The sequence below is a fragment of the Actinomyces johnsonii genome (genome assembly GCF_006546835.1).
Classification (GTDB): Bacteria; Actinomycetota; Actinomycetes; order Actinomycetales; family Actinomycetaceae; genus Actinomyces; species Actinomyces johnsonii.
This window is the reverse complement of record NZ_VICB01000020.1, coordinates 1-21655: the sequence shown is the minus strand read 5'-3', so window position 1 is coordinate 21655 and position 21655 is coordinate 1. Positions and strand designations below refer to the sequence as shown.

The window sequence follows — 21655 nt, the reverse complement described above, 5'->3', positions numbered from 1 at the left end:
TGAGGGGCGGGTGATACCCGCGGACCGTTTCAGCCTATCGGTTTGGGTGGGGAGGCGCACCTGCTCTCGACCACCATCCGTCCCGCCTGCTCCTCACGGCGCTCCCGCTAGGCCCGCCGTGGCTAGCGACTGCCTTCAAGCACCTGTCCCGTTAGCCCTGGCCGAGTCACGGCCAGATCACAACGGACGCCATGATCGGGCCATTGACACCAGCACCGACACTATGATCCTTGTCACTTGTCGGTGCTTCTTGTGTTTCTCCACCTCGAGGACGGCCCCGACTTTTCTCCGGCTCGGCGCCGCCGTTGTAGACAGTCGAGAAGCCATATCGTCGGAGGAATGGCAAGGGGGAGCCCTGCCCAGATTTTGGGCTCCGCGATTTCAAAAGATCACGATCAGGTCGCAGTTGAAGTCTCCAGTTGAGTAGCATCCACAGTGCTGGCAGCCGTGGGTGCCTTCTGCGCCAGGCTCGCGAGTCGGCGTCGTCGCCGGCACCGAGTCGCGCCCGGACAACCCCGGCAACCGGTGCCTTCCTCAGTAATACTCCCGATCCTCCACCGCAAGGAGCCTGACATGTCCGCCTACGTCCGCTACTACCGGCGGCTTCAGGCACTCACTCAGCGCCTGAGCACCTATCTGGACCGGTTGGAGGCCCGCGCCCGGGAGTTCGGTGTCAGCTCGGCTCGCACTGCGATGGAGATGCAGATCACCGACCCGGCCTCCGTCTCCGCCTTCCGCTCGGAGGTCGAGGCCCAGATCATGTTCTTGCACACCAAGGCCCAGCGGGTCTTCGCCAAGCACTTCGCCCCGTTCCTGGACATCGACGCCGACCTGTCCATCGAAGAGGATCGCCAGCTCTCCGCCCGCCTCCAGGAGGCGGCCAACCTCGTGGGCGGCTTCGAGGTGCGCCTGCGCAACATCATCGAGGAGGTCTTCGCCCCCGGCCGCGCCGAGCAGGCCCGCGAGGAGTGGAACCGGGCCATGACCGACTGGCGCCAGGCCCAGTTCTCCTTCACCTGCGACAAATGCGGCGACCCGGTGCCGCTGCCCGAGCTCTACCACATGCCGGTGTTCATCACCTGCCCGCGCTGCAAGTCGCGCGTGGCCTTCCAGCCGACCGAGGCCATGGCGGCCGCACCCACCTGGGCCAAGGAGGTCGCCAAGACCACCTGTTACGCCGAATGGCAGAAGTCCGAGTCCGAGCAGTCCGATGAGGAGGGCGTGGGCCTAGCCTTCTTCTACTACGTCGACTACGCCATCGCCCACCACCTCATGATGAACCGCCTACTGCCCTTCTACGTGCGCTCCGAGGGCGGGCAAGACGCCCTGCGCCGAGACGTGCGCAACGCGCTGGAGACGCGCACCCACCAGCTGCGCCCCGACGAGGTCTCTCCCCAGTACCACGCCATGGAGTACGTCAACTTCATGGGCGGCTTGGGCCGATCGGCCCAGATCCTCGGTCAGGAGGGCCTGACCGACCGGCGCCAGCTCATCCTTCAGACGGTGCGCGACATCATGCGCCCCGATGAGCCGCTGGCCCGCTCCATTCTGGACGACACCTTCACCGAGGAGCTGTGGAGCCAGCAGGCCCACGCCGCCGACCAGCTCTCCTGCGAGGTGCCCCGCTAACGTCTCCATCCTGCCGCCCGCCCGGCCTGGCCCGCCGGCTTCGCGGACGCGGCCCGAGCCCGACGACGCTCCCAGAGGTTCTCCGCCGAGTTCGTCGCTGAGCCCGTCGGCTCCTCAACTCTTCGCTCCCCGTGCGGCCCGTGGCCGCTCGACACCGCTCCCGAAAGGACCATCATGGTCGGCTTCCGCAAGAAGTCCCAAGACAGCTCTCCCGGCGCCAGGGCGGCCGGGCGAGGAGGCGCAGGCGCATCACAGCGCTCCCGCGGCTCGCGCACCGAGCCCGCTTCGCGCGCGGGGAAGGGACGGCGCACCGCCGCCCGCCGGGGCTACAAGACGCCCGAGCAGATGGACTCGCGCTGCCTGACACTGGCCGAGTCGGCCTCCGGGGTATTGGGCCGCTCCCTGGACCAGGCGCTGGGACGGCTCCCGGACGGCCCCGGAGCCTCGGGCGGCCAGGGCGGTTCGGCCTCGATGGGGTGGGCCGACGCTGTTGGCGCCTCGAACCCGGCTATGAGTCAGGGGGCCTCTCCGGGTAGCGTGCGCAGCGCACAGACCGGGGCCGGCCAGGTCGACACCGTCGCGGACATCGCGGCAGATATCGAGTTCTGAGGCCAGCTCGCGCGCCGGTGCCGGCGGCCGGTCCGGGCGGTCACAGCCCATGCCGCGATCCCCGCATCAGAGCCTCTCACCAGATCTGCATCGGACCTCGTATCGGGAAGGAGTCGAGAACGTCCATGAGCGTGCAACCGGCACTGACCCTGACCAGGGTCGAGAACTGGCTGTCCCAGCGCGGCATCGCTGCCGGGCCGGAGGAGGATGGCGCCGTCTTCATGGGCTTCCCGGGCTGCGACATCGGTGTCTACCTGCATGACGAGGAGGCGGCCCTGGTCGTGGCCGGCATGTGGCGCGGGCGCCCGGCGGCCGAGAGACTCGACGAGATGCGCGCCTTCATCGACACCCAGCACCGCTCCACCTACGGGCCGGACCTGGCCGTCACCCCCGCCCACGATCCGAGCTCGCTGCTGCTGAGCACCCAAATGGTGGCCTACATCGGCGCGGGCATGAGCGACGTCCAGCTCGACGCCTTCATGGACATGGGTCTGGGAATGACCCGGGCCTTCTTCTCCGCCGTGGAGGAGCGATTCCCCGAGCTCATCACCTGGGAGGAGGACTGATGGCCTGGTGGAACCAGCCGGAGGGGTCCGTCACCCCGACCGTGACCCTCAGGCGGCTCGCCGCCTGGTTCGCCGAGCGCGGCTACGGCTACGACATGGACCTGTCCGAGGGGGTGGTGCGCTCTCGGGTGGCCGGTTTCGACTACGTGCTCATGGTGGTCGACCGCCGCATCCTCGTCGTGCGCGCCCACCATCAGTTCGACGGCCCGGCCCCAGGGCCCGCGGAGCTCTCGCGGGTGCGCGCCGTGGCCCAGGAGGTCTCCAGCGGCCGGCTCATCCCCGCCCTCTACACCGAGGTCGACGACGCCGGTCTGGGCCTGTGCGCCGAGGTCCTCATCAACATCGCCGTCGGGCTCGACGACGCCCAGCTCGCCGGCGCCATGGACTTCGCCCTCAACGGTATCGACGAGGCCCTGCGCGAGGTCCTCGACCTACTCGACGGCGATGCCGGCACTCGCCGCGATATCGACTCCGACGCCGAGCCCGCCCGCGCGCAGGAGGCGGCCGTCGTCGCACTGCCCGAGGCGACTGATACGGCCGGGTCCGCCGAACCGGTTGACCCTACCCGGCTCGTTGACGTCGCCGAGCCCGCCGGCCGGCCGGATACGAGCGCGGATACGCCCACGGAGACGGTGATGGACGGGATGACGGACGCGACGGTCGAGATGGCCGTCTTCGTCGACGGCCCAGGAGCCGACGCGCATGCGCGGGTCCGGGCGGGCATCCACGCAGAGCCCGCCGCCGGCGTCAAGAGTGACAAGGGCACGACCTCCCCGGGTGATGCTGACGGCGGAACCGAGGTTGAGACAACCGACACCCCCGAGCCCCTGCTCGTGTCGTAGTCCATACGGGCTCGACGACCCCAGTCGCCCGAAACTCGTTGGAAACACTGGAGTGGTGGGAGCCGTCACCGGGGCGGGCGGTTCTGAAACCGGCCGGTCGGGGTACGGCGTCGGCTCCCGACATGCCCTGCGACCGAGTTGCCCGTTGCCGCAGCGGTAGCGGATTCTATAACTGTTCGGTAACACTGGACGTCGGACAACCGCCCCGCTGGACGAAAGGAGCCCGATATGCCCACGCCGCCGTTCACCGTCGAGCGGCCCGGGATGGCGGGTCTCCTCCCGCGGCGCTCCCGGGGCGCGTGGACCATTCTCCGCGCGTCCTCGCAGGACATGGTGGGAGCCTTCGCCTCATGACGGCGCAACGCCAGGCTTCGCCCGGAAGGACAGACCCCATGACAACACGCGAAGACATCCTCGAGCGCCTGGCCTACGCCGATGCCCTCGGCCACGGCCCCAAGGCCTCGGCTCTCGTCGCGGAGGCCGTCAGCTGGGCGGACGCCCTGGGCGATGAGGACCTTCGGGTCGCCACCCGACTGGCCCTGACCGAGGCCTACCAGCAGGGCAACGAGGAGTGGAAGGCGCTGGCGCCCTTCGTGTGGAATCTGGCCCGCTACCAGCGCCGCCCCGAGCTGTTCGACGACGCCCAGGTGCGCACCCTGCACTGGCATTTCAAGTGGGCGGTGGCCGTGGCGGGCGCCAACCCCAAGGTCTCCAAGGACAAGGTCCGCCAGCTCGAGGCCAGCCTCGAGGAGTTCTACCGCGCCGAGGGCGCCTCCATGCACGTCGTCCACGGCGAGCGGGCATCAGTGGCGGGCCTGCTGGGCCTGGAGGAGGAGGCCGCCGAGGAGCTGGCCGCCTGGCGGGCCACCCACCGCGATGAGAACGCCGACTGCGAGGGCTGCGACCCCATGCGCCAGGTCGCCTTCGCCTACCGCACCGAAGCCTGGGATCTGGCCGTGGCCACGGCCGTGCCCGTATTGACCGGCGCCGTCGGCTGCTCCGTGCAGCCCCAGACCATGCAGTCCCTCGTGCTGCTGCCCCTGCTGGCCTCCGGGCGGCCGCGGGCGGCATGGGAGGCGCACCTGCGCTCCTACCGGGAGATCCGCCGTACGCCCAAGGCCCTCATCTCCGTGGCCTACCACCTGGAGTACCTGGCGCTCGTGGGCCGGGTGGACCGCGGTCTGGACGTTCTGCGACGCCACCTGCCCTGGCTGGCCCAGGCCGAGTCCGCCTACGTGCTGCTGTCGGCCCTGCGCGGCATGAGCCTGGTGCTGCGCGAGGCCGAGCGGGCCGGCCGCGGCGAGGAGGCACTGGGCGTCGAGCTCCCGGCCGCCGACCTGTGGTACCCCCTGCCGGGGCTGGCTGCCTCCACCACCATCTCGCGCGCCTACGCCGAGATGACCGGCTGGGCCCGGCGCCTGGCCCACCAGTTCGACGTGCGCAACGGCAACAGCACGATCTCCGACCACCTGGAGCGCTCCCTGGCGCGGGCCGCCTTCGACACCGCCCCCGGCGCGGTCCACGGGCTGGGGGTGGAGGTCGACCTTCTGGAACCTTCCGAGGAGTTGCCCGAGCCGGCTCAGACGAGCCTGACCACGGATGAGGACGGTGCCGAGCCCGATGTCGCCTCCCTGCTGGGACTCGTGGCCGACGACGACGGCTCGGTCCAGGAGCACGCGCCCCGCACGACGTCGTCGGGCCCGGAGGCCGGAGGCCGGCGTTCCCGCGCCGGACGCGGAGCCACCAGCCACCAGGGCGGGGACGAGCCCTTCCCCCTGGTGGACCTCGTGCGGCCCCGGCCGGTGCGCAGCGGGGAGGAGGCGGTGCGCCGCTACGTCGAGCACCGCCGCTGCATCGGCTCATCGACGATGGATTACTGGTACGTCGTCGACCAGGTCGCCACGCGCGACCTGCTGCCGCCTCCCGGCGAGGAGATTCCGGGGCTGGAGTACCACACGGGACTGCTGCGGGCCGCCGCCCTGACCTGCCGCACTGAGATGGAGGAGGCCATCGCCGAGCGCCTGCGGATCCGTCCCCTCATCGAGCTGGCCTTCGGGCCGCTGGGCGCCTACTACGTCGACCTGCTCAACCTCGACAACGAGATCACCGCCGACTCCATCGCCGAGCGCTCCCAGGAGGCCGAGCACGACCGGCGCCTGCGACGCGCCACCACGCTCATCGGGCAGATCGAGGCGCAGGTGGAGGATCTGGTGTACACCGAGCTGCTCGACCCCGGGGGCACCGACGCCCTCGTACTGGCCGCCGACGCGCTGCTCGTGGGGGCCTCGGTCCTCACCGACCTGCACGCCAGGGACGAGGCGCTCGGGGCAATCCAAGTCGTCGCCCGGGCCGCCGCGGCCGTCCCCGAGGACCGCCACGCCGAGCGCATGGACGACATCCTCGACATGGCGCGCGCCGAGGTCCTGGCCGAGTGCGGCGACGTCTACAACGGCTGTCTCCTGGCCGAGGAGGTCATGCGCCGCCACGAGATGGTCTCCCCGGTGCTGGCGGCCCGCGGACGGCGCCTGCTGGGCATCTCCTCGATGGAGGTGGGCCAGTTCGACGAGGCCATCACCCAGTTCCGCGAGCAGGCCAACATCATGCTGGCCGCAGGCATCTCCCTGTACGCCGTGGCCTCACTGCTGTCGCTGGGCTCGGCGCTGGAGGCCTCCGAACGCTACCTGGAGAGCGCCGAGGTCCTGGAGTCCGCCCTGTCGCTGGCGCAACGCGCCGGGGCGGACAGCATCGCCCTGTACCTGCACCGGCTCCTGGCCCAGACCGGCATGGCCATGGGCGAGGAGGAGAGCGTCGGCGAGCACTCGCTGGCCGCCGCCCGGATCCTCCAGGACCAGGGACGCCGGGCGCTGGCGGGGGAGTACCTCTCGCACGCGGCGATGGCCGCCTCCAACCTCAAGGACAATGTGCGCGCCGCCGCGCTGTTCCGTCGGGCCGCCGACCTGGAGGACACCCGCACCGACCAGGGGCGTCTGGACCGGGGCCGGGCGCTGCGCCGCTCGGCCCGAGCGCTGGTGGACGACCTCACCCTGCCCATGGCCCGCGCCCGGCTCGCCGAAGCCCAGGAGGTCATGGAGGAGGCCCGTCAGGCCTTCGCCGGCGTGGCCGACACCGAGGGATACTCCTCGGCCTGGGAGATCGGCGACTGGCACGACGACATGGCCTGGATCCTGTGGCGTACCGGCCAGAACTGGCAGGCCGTCCAGCACTGCGAGGCCGCCTACGACGGATACATGGACACCGAGGATCGGGATTCGGCCTCGCGCGCCCTGTGCATGCTGGCGCGCCTACACGCCGAGCGCGGCGAGCGCCAGGAGGCGCTGGCCGCTTGCGCCCGAGTGCGAGACCTGCTGGGCGAGCCGCAGTGGGACGGGCACGACGCCCTGGAGTTCGTGGTCTCCATCGAGGAGACGCTGCGCTGACCCTCAGCGCTGCGTCCCGCCCGCCGTCGGGGACATCCTGTGCGGCCGGGGGAGTGTCGTGCGTACGGGGATAGGAATCCGGCCCCCGTACGCACGGAGTGTCCCCGTACGCGTCAAAGGTCCCCGTGGGGCACGGGCGGGTGGCGTATCGCGAATGTGATGCGTGGGAGGTTCGCCCCGTGTGAATCGGCTGACGGCCGCGGCCGGGCGAGGAATGATAAGCCTTGGGCATCACGACCCCCTTGACGACCCTCCCGGGAGGCACCCCATGGCCATCGCAGTCTCACACCGATTCATACCCAGCGGCGATCTACCCGTGGAGGCGGGGCGCTATCGACTCGTGGCGGCGGGCTCGTGCCCGTGGTGCCGCCGCGTCCTCATCGCCCGGCGCCTGCTAGGCCTGACCGAGGCGATCCCCGTGTCCTGGAGCTACGGCAAGGGCGCGGACGGCTACTGGGAGCTGACCGGTCCCGACGGCGAGCCCGGCATCGACCCGGCACTCGGCGCCCGTTCCCTGGCCGAGGTCTACGAGAAGACTCCGGGCTATGAGCCCGCCCCCACCGTCCCGGCCCTTGTGGACATGACCACCGGTGAGGTCGTCAGCGACGACTCCGGTGACATGCTTTTCGACCTGTCCACCGCCTGGTGGGACCTCCAGCGCGAGGGCGCCCCGGACCTCTATCCGCTCAACCGCCGCAACTCCACCGACGCCTGGGACGAGTGGATCGGCTCCCAGATCAACACCGGCCACGCGGTGGCCACGCACTCCAAGGACCCGGAGAAGGCTGCGGTGGCGGCCAACGGTGTGCTCGTGGGCTTCGACGTCATCGACACCCTCCTGGCCCGGGCCACGCGAATGGAGGCCTCCCGCGAGGACGGCCTGACGATGCTCGACGGGCCGGCCCTATCCGCCGTCGTCTCGATCGGCCAGTTCCTGTGCGGCGACAAGCCCACCGGTAGCGACATCCGCCTGTTCACCACCGTCCAGTCCTACGAGTACGGCGGGCGCCAGCACTACCCCGGCGGCGAGGCGCCGTCGATCTCCTTCTGGCCGGCGCTGGCCCGCTGGTTCCGCGCCCTGGAGAGCCGCTCGGGCTGGGTGGGCCCCGAGGAGCGCAGCGCCCTGGGCTGCTGAGGTCCCTGCGGCCGGGTCGTGCCCCTGAGACCTTTGCGGGCCTACTCCACCAGACTCACTACTGTCCCCGCTGCATGACTGCTACGCAGTCATGCAGCGGGGACGCCTATCTCGGAGAACTGTCCCTGACGAGCGGTGACCGCATGGAGGGCCCGGGATGGAACGAATCGGTGATGCCGAGCGGTCGTGGATCATGAGGCGGGCGGGTGGTCGATCCATGAGGAAAGGACTGCGTCCGAGCGGGCAGCTGAGAAGAATCAGAAATTTTCCTAATCATTTCTGCCCTCTTTAACGCCTGATTCGTATGCTGATTTTCTGCTTGTAGCTTGGGCTCCCCAGGCATTGAAATCGGGATCCTCATCGGCCCAGCCGGCGAGATCATTGCAGTAGTCGCGGACTTGTTTATTCTCGTCATCAGACCCGTCCGGCTTGAACGTAAACATGTCCACATTGATGGTTCCGTCCTCGTTAAGCCAGCTATAAACATAAGGTTTGCCGTGGATATCAGTGTATGCGCCATCAGGAATAAGACCTGCTTCTGCAAGGGCGTTAAGGGAACTGGCTATATTCTGTGCCTGCCATGCGTCCCCATAGTCTTTGACCGTGTTTTTAGGAGTGTTGGATGTGAGTGCACTGCTGAAGTAGCTCAGAGCGTGAGACTGGGCGATAGAAATGGCGGAACCAACTGCGGCAGACTGGGGTGAGGGAATGAACTTCAAGCCGTTCGACAATGCCGAGAACAGAAGACCGATTCCTGCATCCTTGTCTTCGTCACCGAGTTCTCTGCCCTTCTGAGCCGCGCCTAGTATGAAGCCGATCATACTGTTGTTGAATTCACAGTCTTTCGCAGTTTGAGCCACTGCTGTTTCTGCGGGCTTGTCGGTGTAGTATTCTATATTTGAGTCGGCCTTCGTTCTTTCGGCGCAGAAACGTGAGGCCGTTTCTCCGAGTGTGGCTAGTGCGGTATCGTCGGTGCCCAGTATTTGAAGGAGCGCTCGAATCTCATCTGTCCGAACTTGAGTCCATACCGCTGGATAGTTCGCCTCGAAAGGAGTTGCTTTCGTGGAAGCGGAATTACTGCGTGCGGCGGCATCAACGTCTGGCATAGAGTTTCCCAGCATGATGGCCGTATTCTGGCGAGAAAGTGGATTCCAAGCCGGGTTAAACTTTGAGTCATCGCTATAGCCCGATAGAGCTAGCGTGGCCTGCTCGGTGATCCAGGCCGCTTGTTCATCCTTGAAGCCGTCGTCAGGAACTCGGAACGTAGAGGCGCCAGCAAATGCAGCAGTGAGCCCTTCCATACTCGCCTCGTCCCAGTGACGGGACATGAGCCATCTGAAGGTCGGCGAATCCTCTACTGTATAAGAATCATCGCTGTGATCTATTTTTGCTGGTGGAACGAAGTAGTTCAGTGCTGCCTCAGGATTCCTTCCCATTGCAGTAAGGAGTCCGGTAAACGGATCCCAGTCCCCCATCCTCCTCATAGGGTACATATTCGCCATCATCTTCATTTCCCATGAAGGCACTCCCGAGGACTTCTGCTCGTTTTCCTGGAGGTCCTTGGCAATAGTCGAGAGAAACTCCGAATCAAATACTCCTCCGGCTCGGGCGGTGGCGTCTCCTAGAGCAATCGTGTTTGTTGCCGAGTGGTTTGCCCCGGAAAGAAGCAGATTGACTGCGTAAGGCATATATGGCGGCGTGCCGTCATCGTTGATAAGTGATGCCAGGCTATGTGCGTACTTCTGCTTGTGTTGGGGCGTCCATATTTGCGATGTGGACGCCATTCCGAGAGTGTTAGAAAGCGTAGACAATGCACTGAAATACCTTTCCTGATTCTCATTGAATTTCGTTGCAATGTCCTCGGTGCCATTGGTTGCTGGATTCTGTTGCCATAATTCCCAGTACGTCTGAACGCTCTCAGCGAGATTTGCCATGCCCTCTGCCCCCAGGGTGTCTGCGAACACCGCGGCATATATTGGGTTGTTCTGGCCGCTGTGGACTTTGCTGGTCAAGAAGGAAAGCAGGTCGTCGCCGGTTAGTGTCTTTGATTCTTCGGCTTCCGATCTGGCCTGCTGTGCCGCATCGACATTGAAAGTCCGCATGTTTGCAACGGTATCATCCTGGTCGTCAGGGATGTAGTATGTCAATGTGCCAGAATTGAAGGCGTCACTAATTCCAAGGCTATTGATCTCGACGATAACGTCGTGTCTTTCCTTGAGGTCGAAGGCAATTTGCTCTACTGCGCTTGCGGATGCGCCCATATTGGTAGTCGCCGCCGCATCGGACTGTCCCGAAGATTTGTCAAGCGCGAGGACGGCATCAGGCACGGGATCGTGGTTACGTGTACTACAATCTCTGATGCGCCTGCGCTGTGTGTCGATTTCTGCGGCACGATCGTTGAGATCATCAATCAATGCCCTCATTCCTGTCATATCATACTTAACGTACGTCATGTTGTTTCTCGCATTCTCTGGGTGTGTGCTGCAGATCATCATCTGCGGGGCTTATTTCTATGATGAGGTGAGTGGTGTCGCAACGGGAAGATTGCTGGCGAGGATATGTCCGTCAACCGCTTGTGTCCCGGCTTCCTACCGGGCGGCTTGCCATGACGCCTCTTCGCTTTCGGGTGTAACCTTTTCGCCCACCCAGTTGACTTGGTAATCTCTTGCGGTTTTAAGGGTGCCTGAAATCGAATTGAGTGCAGTGTCCGTCGAGTTCAGGGAGTCTCTGACTCGTTGAAAATACTGCTCGGCTATCGAGGAGTTCCACAGGTTCTCGCCTAGGCGGGACTGCATCTGGCTGACGGTCTGGTGGCCAGTGAAAACTCCTGTGTATCCTTCTTCAGTATAGGTGTGGTCTTTTGTTATCCACGTGGAGTTCAGAAACGTTTGAACTGCGGAAGTCTCGTCGGCGACGTATTCGATCGCCTTCAGCTTCATATTGTCAACCTTGCCGTCGGCGGCACTGTCCGGGTCGGTGTCGGTCATGGGGACTCACTTTCTCTGAGTTCCGGGTAGGTGAGTGCCGCGATGTCGTATCGCGTACTGCCGGTATGCCCGTGGCTCATGCTTGCGAAGGATGGGATGGAGATGGGCGTAATGAGCGTCTGCCGGTTGGCGACTGGGGCCATCGGCCTTATTACTTTAATACGGACATTCTTGAATAGTGATTTCTCATTATGGGGACAACTCACCATGGGGTGGCGGCCCCATTCTTCTCAGTATTTAAATGATCGATCGGATGTATTTGTTCGTTGTCTCATCCTGATTATGGTGCAGAGACGGCATCGTTACCGTCGCCTCGAGAACCTGAGCGGTAGATGAACGGTATGGGTATGCGGGTGTCGGCTGGGAGAGCGCTTCGACGTCGGCCTGTGCCGGACAGACTTCACGGCCGGGCGGTGAGGATCGGGTTGTACAGGAGCCGGTTGGGCGTCATCGGACACTCCTCGCCCACGGTCATCGGCGCGATGAGCCGGTCCGCCCGCAGGTCCTCCAGTCTGGCCACCACGCGGTTGCGCAGCGTCCACGGGTCGATCGTGTTGAGGTATATCTTCGTGCCGCCCTCGAACCCGGCCAGGGTGGAGACCCGCCACTTGAGCGTGATGTGCCAGGGCATGGGCTGGTCCACGTCGAGGGGCTTGTGGTGCCACTCCTCGTTGCTGGGCACGTCCGCGCCCGTGGCCGCGTGCAGGGCGTGGACCAGGTCGGCGACGGCGTCGACCTCCTCGCGGCTCATGAGCCACGGCTCGGGCATGGCCGACGTCGAGTACACCTCCAGCGTTGGGTAGCGGTGCCCGAACCCAGCGAAGGCCACCGCGTGCTCGTTGCTCGCCACGAGCAGCCCCTGGTAGGCGGCGTAGTCCACGGCCATCTCGTTGTACAAGTTGGGGTTGGCACGCACCTTCTGCAACTCCAGCTGGCTGGTCACGCCGCGCTCGTCAATACCGACCAGCTGCTTGTGCAGGTGGTCGAAGCTCGCCCCGGCCGGCCGCAGCCAGTTCTGGAAGACGGCCACGTAGCGCACCCACCGGTTGGCCTCGTACAGGCTCTGCATCGCGTGGATCGCCAGGTGCGTGTAGGCGCGGTGCTCGGCCACGCTCAGCGTTCCCGAGCCGGCCAGGGCAGAGGTGTCGACGGCGTCGTCGGTGAAGTGGCGCCGACCGATGATGACGTCGTGGCCCCCGGCGAAGAAGGCTGCCAGGAAGGTCTGGCGGGCCCGCGCGTCCATCGAGTCCCAGGAGGCCGGGTCTGCGCCCGCGGCCGCCAGCTTGGTGCGCGCCACCCGCTCCACGTGCTCGACGCCGGCCGGCTCGGCCAGGTAGGCCTCCATGCGCTCACGGGCGGCGTCGGGGATCTCGTAGCCGTGGTTGATGTGCCAGTAGTCGAAGGAGAGGATCTCGAAGAGGTTGGGCACCCGCCGGAACTCGGCCACCGTGTCGAACAGGGCGGAGGCGGTCACGGTGTCGAGACGCTCGAAGCTGCCGTCGGTCCGGCGCACGACGCGCGCCTTCTCCGGAGGCGTGTCCAGGTAGCGTGCCGAGCAGAAGGCGCAGCTGTGGGTGCGATCGGCCGCCTCGAGCGGGCGGACTTCGGCCACCGGGTGCGAGATGGGGCGGTTGGCGCGGCCCGGCACGGTCCACACCTCGGTGCCGGTGAAGGGGTTGATCTGCTTGACCGTCCCATCGGCCAGGCGCGTGAGTGGTTCGGCGGAGGGGGCGTACGGCATGAGCATGCCTCCATTGTGACGCCTTGTGGCGGCCCGCGCTCCCTCGGATGCCTCTGCGTCTCTGTGGGACTGATTGAGTCTCCCTATATAGGAATGAGCTCAAGGTATCGACGGTCTGGTGACGTGAATGCCTGGAGCATGCGTCCGTCCATGGTCGCGAGAACAGCATTGTGGTGTGCAGCGAGGTCTACCAGGTGCAGGTCGGTCACTTGCTTCGGGCCCTTCAGGCCTGAAAAGCTGATGGACGGTTCGGCGAGCGGGGCGTCGTCGACAAGAAAGACGTGCTCATCGAGTGATGTCAGCTCGCTGAGCCCAGAGACCACGTCGCAGGCGATCAGTGTTCGTCATCTCGGTGCGCCCAAGTGACACTCCTTCGCGGTGGGCACGTTCACGGGCGAGGGACAGGACCCGATCATCGATTTCAAGTGTTGTCCTCACACGATCAGGGTCGCATCAACGCATCAACGCATCACGTCATCAAGGGTTCGGGTGGTCTTGCGAACGCACTGATGCCTTCGGCCCGTCGAGGTCGGGGTAGTCTCACTGGCTTGTGCAGACTTATGCGCCGGGCCCGGCCCTGCTGCGATCCCAACTTCCCCGCACCCGATCGACCAGAGACAAGGAGGCGATGCATCTATGACTGACCTGGCTCAGGTCCTCACCTCCCTGCTGCTCATCGTGGCGGTGGCCTTCGTGGCGCCGCTGGTCTCATGGACCATCCCCAAGCGGCTCGTGCCCGAGGTGGTCCTCCTCATCCTGGGCGGTATGGTCATCGGCCCCCATGGCCTGGGGCTGGCCGGTGAGGGTTCCTCCATCGAGTTGCTGCGCGAGCTCGGTGTCGCCTTCCTCTTCCTCATGGCCGGCTACGAGATCGACGTCAACGAGCTGCGCGGGGCGGGCGGGCGTCACGCCGCCATCGCCTGGATGCTCTCGCTGGGTCTGGCCTTCGGGGCCGTGACGGTTATCGGGGTGACCGGCGGCGCGCTATCGGCCAACGGCATCGCCATCGCCATCGCGATGACTTCGACGGCGATCGGTACGATTCTGCCGATCCTGCGCGACCGCGGTCTGCTGCCCACGGCGGTGGGCGCCTCGATCCTCAACCACGGAGCCGTCGGCGAGGTCGGCCCGATCCTCCTCATGGCGCTGCTGCTGGGCTCGCGCTCCACCTGGGCGAGCCTGGTGATCCTGGGCGTCTTCCTCGTCATCACCCTGCTCATCGTCCGCTTCACCAGCCGCGTCAAACGCGTGGGGCGCCGCCTGGTGAAGGCCATCCACTTAGGAGCCTCGACGACGGCGCAGACCACCATCCGCGCCACCGTCCTGCTGCTGGTGGGGCTGTGCGCGATCGCCGCCGTCTTCGACCTCGACGTCATCCTGGGGGCCTTCGCCGCCGGTTTCGTCCTGCGCCACGTCCTGCCCGAGGGCGACGCCCAGTTCGAGGAGAAGCTCGACGGCCTGGCCTACGGGTTCTTCGTGCCGATCTTCTTCGTGACCTCCGGCATGGGCATCGATCTCGGCCTCCATGTCGGGGACGTGGTCAACCTGCTGGCCTTCCTCGTGCTGCTGGTACTCGTACGGGGGGTGCCGGTATGGCTGGCTTCTCGCATGGAGCGGCGCCGAGACGGCTCACGCGCCTACTCGATGCGCCAGAGCCTCCAGATCGCCGTCTACTCGACGACGGCGCTGCCCATCATCGTGGCCGTCACCCAGGTGGCGGTCAGCGCCGAGGCCATGTCGACCTCCTTCGCCTCCACGCTCGTGCTGGCCGGGGTGCTCTCGGTACTCGTTATGCCGGCAGCGGGGCTGGCTCTGGGGCGCAAGAGCGACCACGTTCCGGCCAACGAGGTGATGCGCGTGGCCCAGGGACCCGCCGCTCCCGACGGGCGCACCCCCGAGGAGGCCACCGTCCCGGCCGGCGAGCACGTCTCGGAGCCGCGGCGGCCGGCGTCGCCGCCCAGCGGTATCAGGTTGCCGGCGGACTCTCTCGCCCCGGCCGGAGGGGTGAGTCGGCGGGCCCAGCCCGACCTGGTGGGCTGGCCCGATCTGCGCGAGCAGGCGACGCCGGCGATTCAGCGTCTGGCCGAGCTGGGGGTGCACGCCCGGGGGCTGTCGCTGGAGGAGTCGCATCGCCTGGCTGCTCGCCTGGCCGAGATCGAGCAGGACCACGCCCTGTGGCGCGAGCGCTGGCACCACTCACGACGGCGCGGCGGCACGGCCCGGGCAGCCAGGCGCCGTCGGCCCCGAGGCGGGTGACGCCGGTCTTTTGCCGAGCTAGGGGAGCATCTGCTCGACCATCTCCTCCAGTGACGCCTGGGCTGGCCGGTAGCGGGTGCCCAGCTCGAGGCGGCTCCGGGAGGCATCGGAGCGGACCGTGTAGCCCACATTGCGTCGAATATAGGTTCGAGTCTGTCCAAGCCTGGGTGCCATGGCCACTACTACTGGCCGAGGCAGGGCGCGCCGCGGCAATGGGAGCGACCTGCCGAAGCGCGGCAGCAGAGTGCTTGTGAGCGCGAAGATGTCGGTATCCTCCGCGGAAGCGATGTAGCGGCCGTGGGCCTCGGGCAGGAAGGCGGCGGCGATATGCGCCTGGGCCACCTCGCGGACATCGACGACGCTGATTCCCACGCGTGGCGCCCCGAGGCGAGCGGTGCCGTCGATCATCATCCGTATCGTGGTGAAACTCTCGCTGGTGGGGGCGCTGCCCAGTGAGGGGCCGAGGATCATGGACGGGTTGATGGTCACCAGCCTCCACCGATCCTGTCCTGCGGCCAGTCGCCACGCCTCCTTCTCCGCAAGCGTCTTGGAGTAGGGGTAGGGCTCATGGGACAGGGAGGAGGTGGTGTTCCAGCAGGTCTCGGTCAGGATTCGCCCCGGGTAGCCCTCGATATCCGCGGCGTCACCGTACATGGCGGCGATTGAGCTGGTGAGGACCACTCGCGTGACTGATGGTGTGCGTCCGACTCCGGCCAGCACGTTGCGAGTTCCTTGCAGTGCTGGGGCGACAAGATCTCGTTGGGGATCATCGACTGCGCGAATGAACGGCGAGGCCGTGTGGATGACGACCGTGCAGCCCTCCATCGCCTCGTCGTAGGAGCCGGGCTGGAGCAGATCGCCGGCGAAGAGGCGCAGGGTGCCCGGCGCCTGCTCGGCGATGCGATTCAGGTGGGCCACCTTGTTCGTGCTCTGGGGGTCGCGCACGGCGGCATGGACGGTGAGGCCGGCGTCGAGCAGGCCCTTGGTGACCCAGCTGCCCAGGTAGCCGGTGGCGCCGGTGACCATGACGGGGCTGCTGGTGTCGATCGGTATGCCGCTCAGATCGATGGTGGAGTCGAAGTTGTCAGTGGAGTGTGCTGCCGAAGATCGCATGGACGCAGCCTGACAGCTCTAGGAAACGAAGTCAATCAGTTTCATTATTGGTCGGTACGATCGCCCCATGAACGCAGTGGGCTCACAAGCGCCGAGGGGCAAGCGCGCCCCGGGGCGGCCGGTTGACGCCGCTCTGGGGCCGGCGATCATGCTGGCCGTGCGCGACCTCCTGGCCGAGAGCGGCTACGCCGCGCTGACGACGGCAGCCGTGGCCCGGCGTGCGGGCGTCTCCACCGCCACCCTCTACCGCCGGTGGCCCACTAAGCGCGAACTCGTTCTGGCCTCGACCAGGCGCATGATCGAGATCGGCGTGACCGACGAGGCTGTGGATTCCGGCGCTGCCGCGGCTGAGGACTTCGATACTGGTTCGTTGCAAGGTGACCTGCAGGCCTTCATCGCCCACAAGAACCGGGCGCTGTCGGGGGCCACAGGCCAGGCGGTGCTGTCTCTTCTGGGCGAGCTGCCGCAGGACCCGGAGCTCAAGGAACTGCTCCTCGGGGAGCTCCTCGCCGCCACTGGCTCTCACCTGGAGCAGATCCGGGACCGGGCCCGGGCGCGCAGTGAGGGCGCTCCCGATCTGGATCCTCATGCCGGAGCCCGACTGGTCCTGGGAGCGGTCCTTGTCGGGATTGCCTTTGCGACCGGAGACGACGGGGCCGAGCCGTTGTCCGACGTCGAGCAGAACTTGCTGCTGCGGGCTCTCGGTTGCGGGTGATGTGGTTTGGCGTGCTGCAGGGGACTCGGCCGCCGATGACTGGCCGGCCACGAGGGCGAGTCTTGGCGGCGGGGTGGCCTCCGATCAGTTGGTCGACACCACCGCTGCGCTCGTGGCCGCGATGATAGCCATCGTCGTGGCGTCCACGGCCCGCTGCACCGCGCGGCCCACGGGGCTCTCCCCTGAGACCTCCTTGATCCGGCGCTTGAGCTCACCGCGGCTGAGCCCGGTCTCCTGCTGCGGCAGGACGACCGGCGCGATATTGAGTGCCTGCAGGATCGCCAGCAGGGCGACGTCCGGTCCGGTGGGCGGCTGCACCCCGCGCAGGGCGCCGTCGATGCGCTCGCGCAGCTGCCGCTCGGGGACGGGGTCGAGTGTGGGGTAGGTCGGGTTGAAGGAGCCGAATAGGCCTCCGGTGTGGATGCGGATGGTGCCGGCCGCCTCCAAGGACTCGGCAATACGGTGGGTGGGGTTGAGCTTGCCCCACGGGACCAGGGAGGAGAAGCGCTTGCCGTCCTTGGCTGGCAGGACCGTCAGCGCCCAGTCCAGTACGGGGTGCCCGGTGGGCCCGGAGTTGACGATGTAGACGCGGGGGCTGCGGTCCTCGGTCAGGGAGATACGGCCGGCCAGTAGCAGGTCGGTGAGCAGTGCGCCGGTGAGTCCGTAGGTTGGGTAGGTCATGCGACTCTCGGGCTTTCCGGAGTCCTTGGTCAGCAGGAGGAACAATTCTTCACAGATCAGCATCGCATTCATGCATCCAGTACAACGCGCCGTGACCCATCTGTGATCCCTCGTAGGTGCGAGATCCGGATCTGGCCCGGGTCCTCCCGGAGGTGGAGACGTTGGAGCCCGGGACCATACCCTCGTCCAGCTCCCGTCTCAGCAGGTGCGTAGCCGGGCCCGTTCGCGTTGGGCGTTGGGCCGGCATGCCGGCGGTTCGCGATCGTGTCGTGCCCGGTCCGTAATCTGGTGGCCATGGCGCGCGCGATTCGGCATGACGACTGGCCGGTGGGACTTACTGATGATCAGATCATCAGTCGGGTCGGCCGCGGGGCTTTCCAGCGCGGCCTGGACTACGCTCGCAAGGGCCGGGTGCGGGGCATCGGCGTCGCCGGGGACGGGGACATCATCAGCGCCCAGTCCAAGGGCTCGGGAACCCGCATCTACCAGACCATGGTCTTCCGCAAGCAGAACAGCCGGAGAGGCCCGGCGACCTGGGCCGGCAACTGCTCGTGCCCGGTGGGCACCAACTGCAAGCACGTGGCGGCCCTGCTCATCACGGCACGTTCCCTGGCGCAGGAGGAGCCCGATGTCGGGGACGCCTCCCGGCCCCCAACCTGGGAGAGCCGGCTCGCCGGTCTGCTGGAGGTGGAGCGCGCGCCCCGCCGTCGGATGGCCCTGGAGATTGCCGACGATCCCGGCAACCTGTGGGGCACTCCCCGGGGGCTGTCTATGCTGCCGCTCATCGAGGGCAAACGCGGATGGAACAAGCAGGGCGCCTCCTGGAGCCAGATCGCCACCGGCGGCCTCGACGACGAGGTAGACCACACCGTCATGGGCGTCCTGCGCGAGCTGGCCGGCATGGCCGGCGGCTCCGGCTTCTACTACGCCGACGACCATATCTCCCTGACCACCGCACCCACCCTTGTCTGGGACGTGCTGCGCCGCGGAATGGCGGCTGGCCTGACCCTGACCACCGCCCAGCGCCACGGCATGCCCGTCCACCTCGCCGAGGGGCTGCGCGGCGGCGTCCACCTCATCCGGGAGGAGGACGGAGGCGTCGTCATCGCCCCCGCCCTGGAGATCGACGACGTCGAGGAGCTGCGCCGCCTACAGGACCCCGGACTGAACCTCAGTTTCTCCCTCATGCCGATCGGCGACCCGGTCCACGGCTTCTACACGTGGATGCCCGGGCGCGAGTTGCTCCTCATGCCTATTGAGCCGCGCCCCACCGAGGCGCTCTCCCGGGTTTTGCTGGGCGACGGTGAGGCCATCACCATCCCGGCCGGAGACGTCGAGCGCTTCGAGACCGAGCACCTCGAGGCCCTCACCCGGGCACTGCCGATCCTGTCCGCCGACGCCTCCATCCGCATGCCCCGGCCCACGACGCTGCGCGCCGCGCTCGCGGTCCACGTCGACGCCGAGGAGCATCACCTGACCACCGAGTGGTCGATCCGCTACATCTGCGAGGACGGCGAGGCCCGGCACAGTCACGGCGTCCCCGACCTTTCCGCGGCCGCTGAGGGCCGTATCGAGGGTGGGGCCGCCGGCCGGGACATCGAGGGGGAGATCCGCCTGGCCCGCGAGGTCCTCAACCGTTTGCTGCCCCTGGCCGCCCGGCACCCGGCCGTCTGGCACCCCCTGGACCTGCGCGGCATGGCCACGGCCCGCTTCATGACCGAGACGCTGCCGGTCCTGCGCGAGATAGAGGCCTTCGACGTCGAGGTCGACGACGACGTCCCCGACTACCGCGAGGCCGCCGACACCCCGGTCATCACCACCAGCGTCAGCGACGACGAGGACCGCCCCGATTGGTTCTCCCTGTCCGTGCGCGTCCACGTGGGCGAAGAGGAGATCCCTCTGGCCCTGCTCATGGCGGCCGTGGCCGCCGGAGAGCCCGAGGTGCTCCTGGAGTCGGGCACTTGGGTGAGCATCGACCGCCCGGAGATCGAGACCCTGGCCCGCCTCATGGAGGAGGGCCGCGAGCTCGCCGACCCGCAGGCGCACGGCACCCTGCGGGTCAGTGCTCTGCACGCCGGCTACTACGAGGTCCTGGAGTCCCTCGGCGTCATCGGGCGGGCCACGGCCCGCTGGAAAGAGCGGGTCGGGCGGCTGCTGGAGCGGGCGCGCGCCGCCGAGGCCGCGGCTGGGCACAACGCTGTCGCCGATGCCGGGGGCAGCGCCGACGAGGCTCCCGTACCCGAGGGGATGCGGGCGACGCTGCGCCCCTACCAACTCGAGGGCTACCGCTGGCTGGACTTCCTGCGTCAGGCCGGCCTCGGCGGGGTCCTGGCCGACGATATGGGACTGGGCAAGACCGTCCAGGTACTCGCCGCCGTCCAGCGGCTCGTCGAGGAGCGCGAGGGCGCCGGGGGCGAGGCATCGGTCGACGACGGTACCGATGAGGACAGCGAATCGACTGACTCCGATGCGCTGAACGAGCCGGACGGAACCGGGCCGGTGCTCGTCATCGCGCCGACCTCCGTCGTCGGCTCCTGGGTGGAGCAAGCCGAGCGCTTCTGCCCGGGGCTGCGGGTACGGGCGGTGACGCGGACGGCCGCCAAGCGCGAGGAGACCCTGGAACAGATCACGGCGCGCTGCGACGTCGTCGTCACCTCCTACACGATCGCGCGCATGTGCGAGGGGGAGTTCATCGCCCAGGACTGGTCCTGGGTGGTGTGCGACGAGGCCCAGTTCGTCAAGAACCACGCCTCGGCCACCTACAAGGCCGTGCGACGGCTGCGGACGCCGTCGACCATCGTGATCACCGGAACGCCGCTGGAGAACTCGCTCATGGATCTATGGGCGCTCATGAGCATTGCGGCGCCGGGACTGCTGCCCGAACCCGAGCGATTCGGGCAGGTCTACCGCAAGCCGATCGACCGCGGGGACGCCGAAGCACTGGGGCGGCTACGGCGCCGGATGCGGCCCTTCCTGCTGCGGCGCACCAAGGAGCAGGTGGCCGCGGACCTGCCCGCCAAGACCGAGCAGGTCCTGGCCGTCGAGCTGGGCGCCAAGCACCGCAAGGCCTACGACCAGCGCCTGGCGCGCGAGCGGCAGAAGATCCTCGGGCTGTTGGAGGAGGACACGGCGCAGTCGCGCTTCATCGCCCTCAAGGCGCTCACCACCCTGCGGCAGATGGCGCTCGACCCGGCGCTCGTCGACGCCCAGGCGGGGGACAACGCTTCCAGAACGGATAGTCCCGGGAAGAAGCCGGTCCGCGGCATGACGGGAAAGGCGGCCACCGCGCCCTCCAAGGGGCAGCCGGGGCCCGGTCGGCGGCCGAGCCCGTCGGCCAAGGTCGAGGTGCTGCTGGAGCACCTGGGCCCCATCGTCTCCGAGGGGCACCGCGCGCTCATCTTCTCCCAGTTCACGCGCTACCTCTCCGGCGTGCGCGAGCACCTGGAAGACGCCGGTGTGCGGACCGCCTACATGGACGGTGGTACCTCCAACCGCCAGGAGGTCATCGACGCCTTCCGGGCCGGCGGGGCCGACGTCTTCCTCATCTCCCTCAAGGCCGGCGGCTTCGGGCTCACGCTCACCGAGGCCGACTACGTCTTCCTGCTGGACCCGTGGTGGAACCCGCAGACCGAGGAGCAGGCCGTCGACCGCACCCACCGGATCGGCCAGGACAAGCCCGTCATGGTCTACCGCCTCGTCTCGGCCGACACGATCGAGGAGAAGGTCATGGCCCTCAAGGAGAAGAAGGCCGAGCTCTTCGCCCGGGTCGTCGAGGGGACCGACGGCGTCGAGGCCGGCGCCGAGGGCGCAGCCGGGGCTGCGGGTGCGGGCGGCCTCAGCCCGGCGGCCCTGACCGCCGCCGAGATCCGCGAGCTCATCGAGGACTGAGGCTCTCAGCGCCAGCGGGTGCGGTTCGCGCGTACGGGGACGGTGGGGTCTGGTGG

15 protein-coding genes are annotated in these 21655 nt (G+C 67.3%); 10 read left to right on the top strand and 5 right to left on the bottom strand.

Annotation, left to right across the window (positions count from 1 at the left end; genetic code table 11):
- Positions 1-573: 573 nt before the first annotated feature.
- The 7 genes from FK256_RS11780 to FK256_RS11755 all read left to right on the top strand — a co-directional run bounded on the left by FK256_RS11780 (position 574) and on the right by FK256_RS11755 (position 8218).
- A complete protein-coding gene (locus FK256_RS11780) occupies positions 574-1629 on the top strand; it encodes a hypothetical protein (RefSeq protein WP_021605681.1) in 1056 nt (351 codons plus the stop codon).
- 174 nt (positions 1630-1803) lie between these two features.
- A complete protein-coding gene (locus FK256_RS11775) occupies positions 1804-2238 on the top strand; it encodes a hypothetical protein (RefSeq protein ID WP_021605679.1) in 435 nt (144 codons plus the stop codon).
- Between the two features lie 125 nt (positions 2239-2363).
- On the top strand, positions 2364-2804 hold the full coding sequence (locus tag FK256_RS11770; RefSeq protein ID WP_021605678.1) for a YbjN domain-containing protein: 441 nt from the start codon (positions 2364-2366) through the stop codon (positions 2802-2804).
- Positions 2804-3646 carry a hypothetical protein gene (locus FK256_RS11765; RefSeq protein WP_141424887.1) on the top strand — a complete coding sequence of 281 codons (843 nt, stop codon included), beginning with the start codon at positions 2804-2806 and terminating at the stop codon, positions 3644-3646. The genes FK256_RS11770 and FK256_RS11765 overlap by 1 nt, the downstream gene beginning before the upstream one ends.
- Before the next feature lie 228 nt (positions 3647-3874).
- Entirely contained in the window at positions 3875-4000 is a 126-nt protein-coding gene (locus FK256_RS14780; RefSeq protein ID WP_009232588.1) for a hypothetical protein, read from the top strand.
- 38 nt (positions 4001-4038) lie between these two features.
- Positions 4039-7083, top strand: a complete 3045-nt coding sequence (locus tag FK256_RS11760) for a tetratricopeptide repeat protein (protein ID WP_141424886.1) — start codon at positions 4039-4041, stop codon at positions 7081-7083.
- Between the two features lie 268 nt (positions 7084-7351).
- A complete protein-coding gene (locus FK256_RS11755) occupies positions 7352-8218 on the top strand; it encodes a glutathione S-transferase C-terminal domain-containing protein (RefSeq protein WP_141424885.1) in 867 nt (288 codons plus the stop codon).
- A gap of 269 nt (positions 8219-8487) precedes the next feature.
- On the opposite strand, the gene FK256_RS11750 is transcribed toward FK256_RS11755, so the two are convergent.
- The 3 genes from FK256_RS11750 to FK256_RS11740 all read right to left on the bottom strand — a co-directional run bounded on the left by FK256_RS11750 (position 8488) and on the right by FK256_RS11740 (position 12952).
- On the bottom strand, positions 8488-10671 hold the full coding sequence (locus tag FK256_RS11750; RefSeq protein ID WP_141424884.1) for a DUF6571 family protein: 2184 nt from the start codon (positions 10669-10671) through the stop codon (positions 8488-8490).
- 135 nt (positions 10672-10806) lie between these two features.
- On the bottom strand, positions 10807-11205 hold the full coding sequence (locus FK256_RS11745; RefSeq protein ID WP_141424883.1) for a hypothetical protein: 399 nt from the start codon (positions 11203-11205) through the stop codon (positions 10807-10809).
- Between the two features lie 400 nt (positions 11206-11605).
- A complete protein-coding gene (locus FK256_RS11740) occupies positions 11606-12952 on the bottom strand; it encodes a DUF4921 family protein (RefSeq protein ID WP_141424882.1) in 1347 nt (448 codons plus the stop codon).
- A gap of 630 nt (positions 12953-13582) precedes the next feature.
- Between FK256_RS11740 and FK256_RS11725 the strand changes: the two genes are divergently transcribed.
- Positions 13583-15202: a cation:proton antiporter gene (locus tag FK256_RS11725; protein ID WP_009232583.1), complete on the top strand. Its 1620-nt coding sequence runs from the start codon at positions 13583-13585 to the stop codon at positions 15200-15202.
- A gap of 18 nt (positions 15203-15220) precedes the next feature.
- Here FK256_RS11725 and FK256_RS11720 read toward each other — a convergent pair whose 3' ends face one another.
- Complete coding sequence (locus FK256_RS11720) at positions 15221-16315, bottom strand: NAD-dependent epimerase/dehydratase family protein (protein WP_141424880.1); 1095 nt, start codon at positions 16313-16315, stop codon at positions 15221-15223.
- A gap of 67 nt (positions 16316-16382) precedes the next feature.
- On the opposite strand from FK256_RS11720, the gene FK256_RS11715 reads away from it, so the two are divergent.
- Positions 16383-17030, top strand: a complete 648-nt coding sequence (locus tag FK256_RS11715; protein WP_141424879.1) for a TetR/AcrR family transcriptional regulator — start codon at positions 16383-16385, stop codon at positions 17028-17030.
- A gap of 84 nt (positions 17031-17114) precedes the next feature.
- On the opposite strand, the gene FK256_RS11710 is transcribed toward FK256_RS11715, so the two are convergent.
- Entirely contained in the window at positions 17115-17774 is a 660-nt protein-coding gene (locus FK256_RS11710) for a GOLPH3/VPS74 family protein (RefSeq protein WP_141424911.1), read from the bottom strand.
- 231 nt (positions 17775-18005) lie between these two features.
- On the opposite strand from FK256_RS11710, the gene FK256_RS11705 reads away from it, so the two are divergent.
- Positions 18006-21599, top strand: a complete 3594-nt coding sequence (locus tag FK256_RS11705; protein ID WP_141424878.1) for a DEAD/DEAH box helicase — start codon at positions 18006-18008, stop codon at positions 21597-21599.
- The last annotated feature ends 56 nt before the right edge of the window (positions 21600-21655 follow it).

Coding starts and splice junctions, on each gene's coding strand:
- FK256_RS11760 (WP_141424886.1), top strand. CDS start 4,039: ATGACAACACGCGAAGACATCCTCGAGCGCCTGGCCTACGCCGATGCC.
- FK256_RS11775 (WP_021605679.1), top strand. CDS start 1,804: ATGGTCGGCTTCCGCAAGAAGTCCCAAGACAGCTCTCCCGGCGCCAGG.
- FK256_RS11710 (WP_141424911.1), bottom strand. CDS start 17,774: ATGCTGATCTGTGAAGAATTGTTCCTCCTGCTGACCAAGGACTCCGGA.
- FK256_RS14780 (WP_009232588.1), top strand. CDS start 3,875: ATGCCCACGCCGCCGTTCACCGTCGAGCGGCCCGGGATGGCGGGTCTC.
- FK256_RS11765 (WP_141424887.1), top strand. CDS start 2,804: ATGGCCTGGTGGAACCAGCCGGAGGGGTCCGTCACCCCGACCGTGACC.
- FK256_RS11750 (WP_141424884.1), bottom strand. CDS start 10,671: ATGACGTACGTTAAGTATGATATGACAGGAATGAGGGCATTGATTGAT.
- FK256_RS11720 (WP_141424880.1), bottom strand. CDS start 16,315: ATGCGATCTTCGGCAGCACACTCCACTGACAACTTCGACTCCACCATC.
- FK256_RS11725 (WP_009232583.1), top strand. CDS start 13,583: ATGACTGACCTGGCTCAGGTCCTCACCTCCCTGCTGCTCATCGTGGCG.
- FK256_RS11780 (WP_021605681.1), top strand. CDS start 574: ATGTCCGCCTACGTCCGCTACTACCGGCGGCTTCAGGCACTCACTCAG.
- FK256_RS11770 (WP_021605678.1), top strand. CDS start 2,364: ATGAGCGTGCAACCGGCACTGACCCTGACCAGGGTCGAGAACTGGCTG.
- FK256_RS11715 (WP_141424879.1), top strand. CDS start 16,383: ATGAACGCAGTGGGCTCACAAGCGCCGAGGGGCAAGCGCGCCCCGGGG.
- FK256_RS11705 (WP_141424878.1), top strand. CDS start 18,006: ATGGCGCGCGCGATTCGGCATGACGACTGGCCGGTGGGACTTACTGAT.
- FK256_RS11740 (WP_141424882.1), bottom strand. CDS start 12,952: ATGCTCATGCCGTACGCCCCCTCCGCCGAACCACTCACGCGCCTGGCC.
- FK256_RS11745 (WP_141424883.1), bottom strand. CDS start 11,205: ATGACCGACACCGACCCGGACAGTGCCGCCGACGGCAAGGTTGACAAT.
- FK256_RS11755 (WP_141424885.1), top strand. CDS start 7,352: ATGGCCATCGCAGTCTCACACCGATTCATACCCAGCGGCGATCTACCC.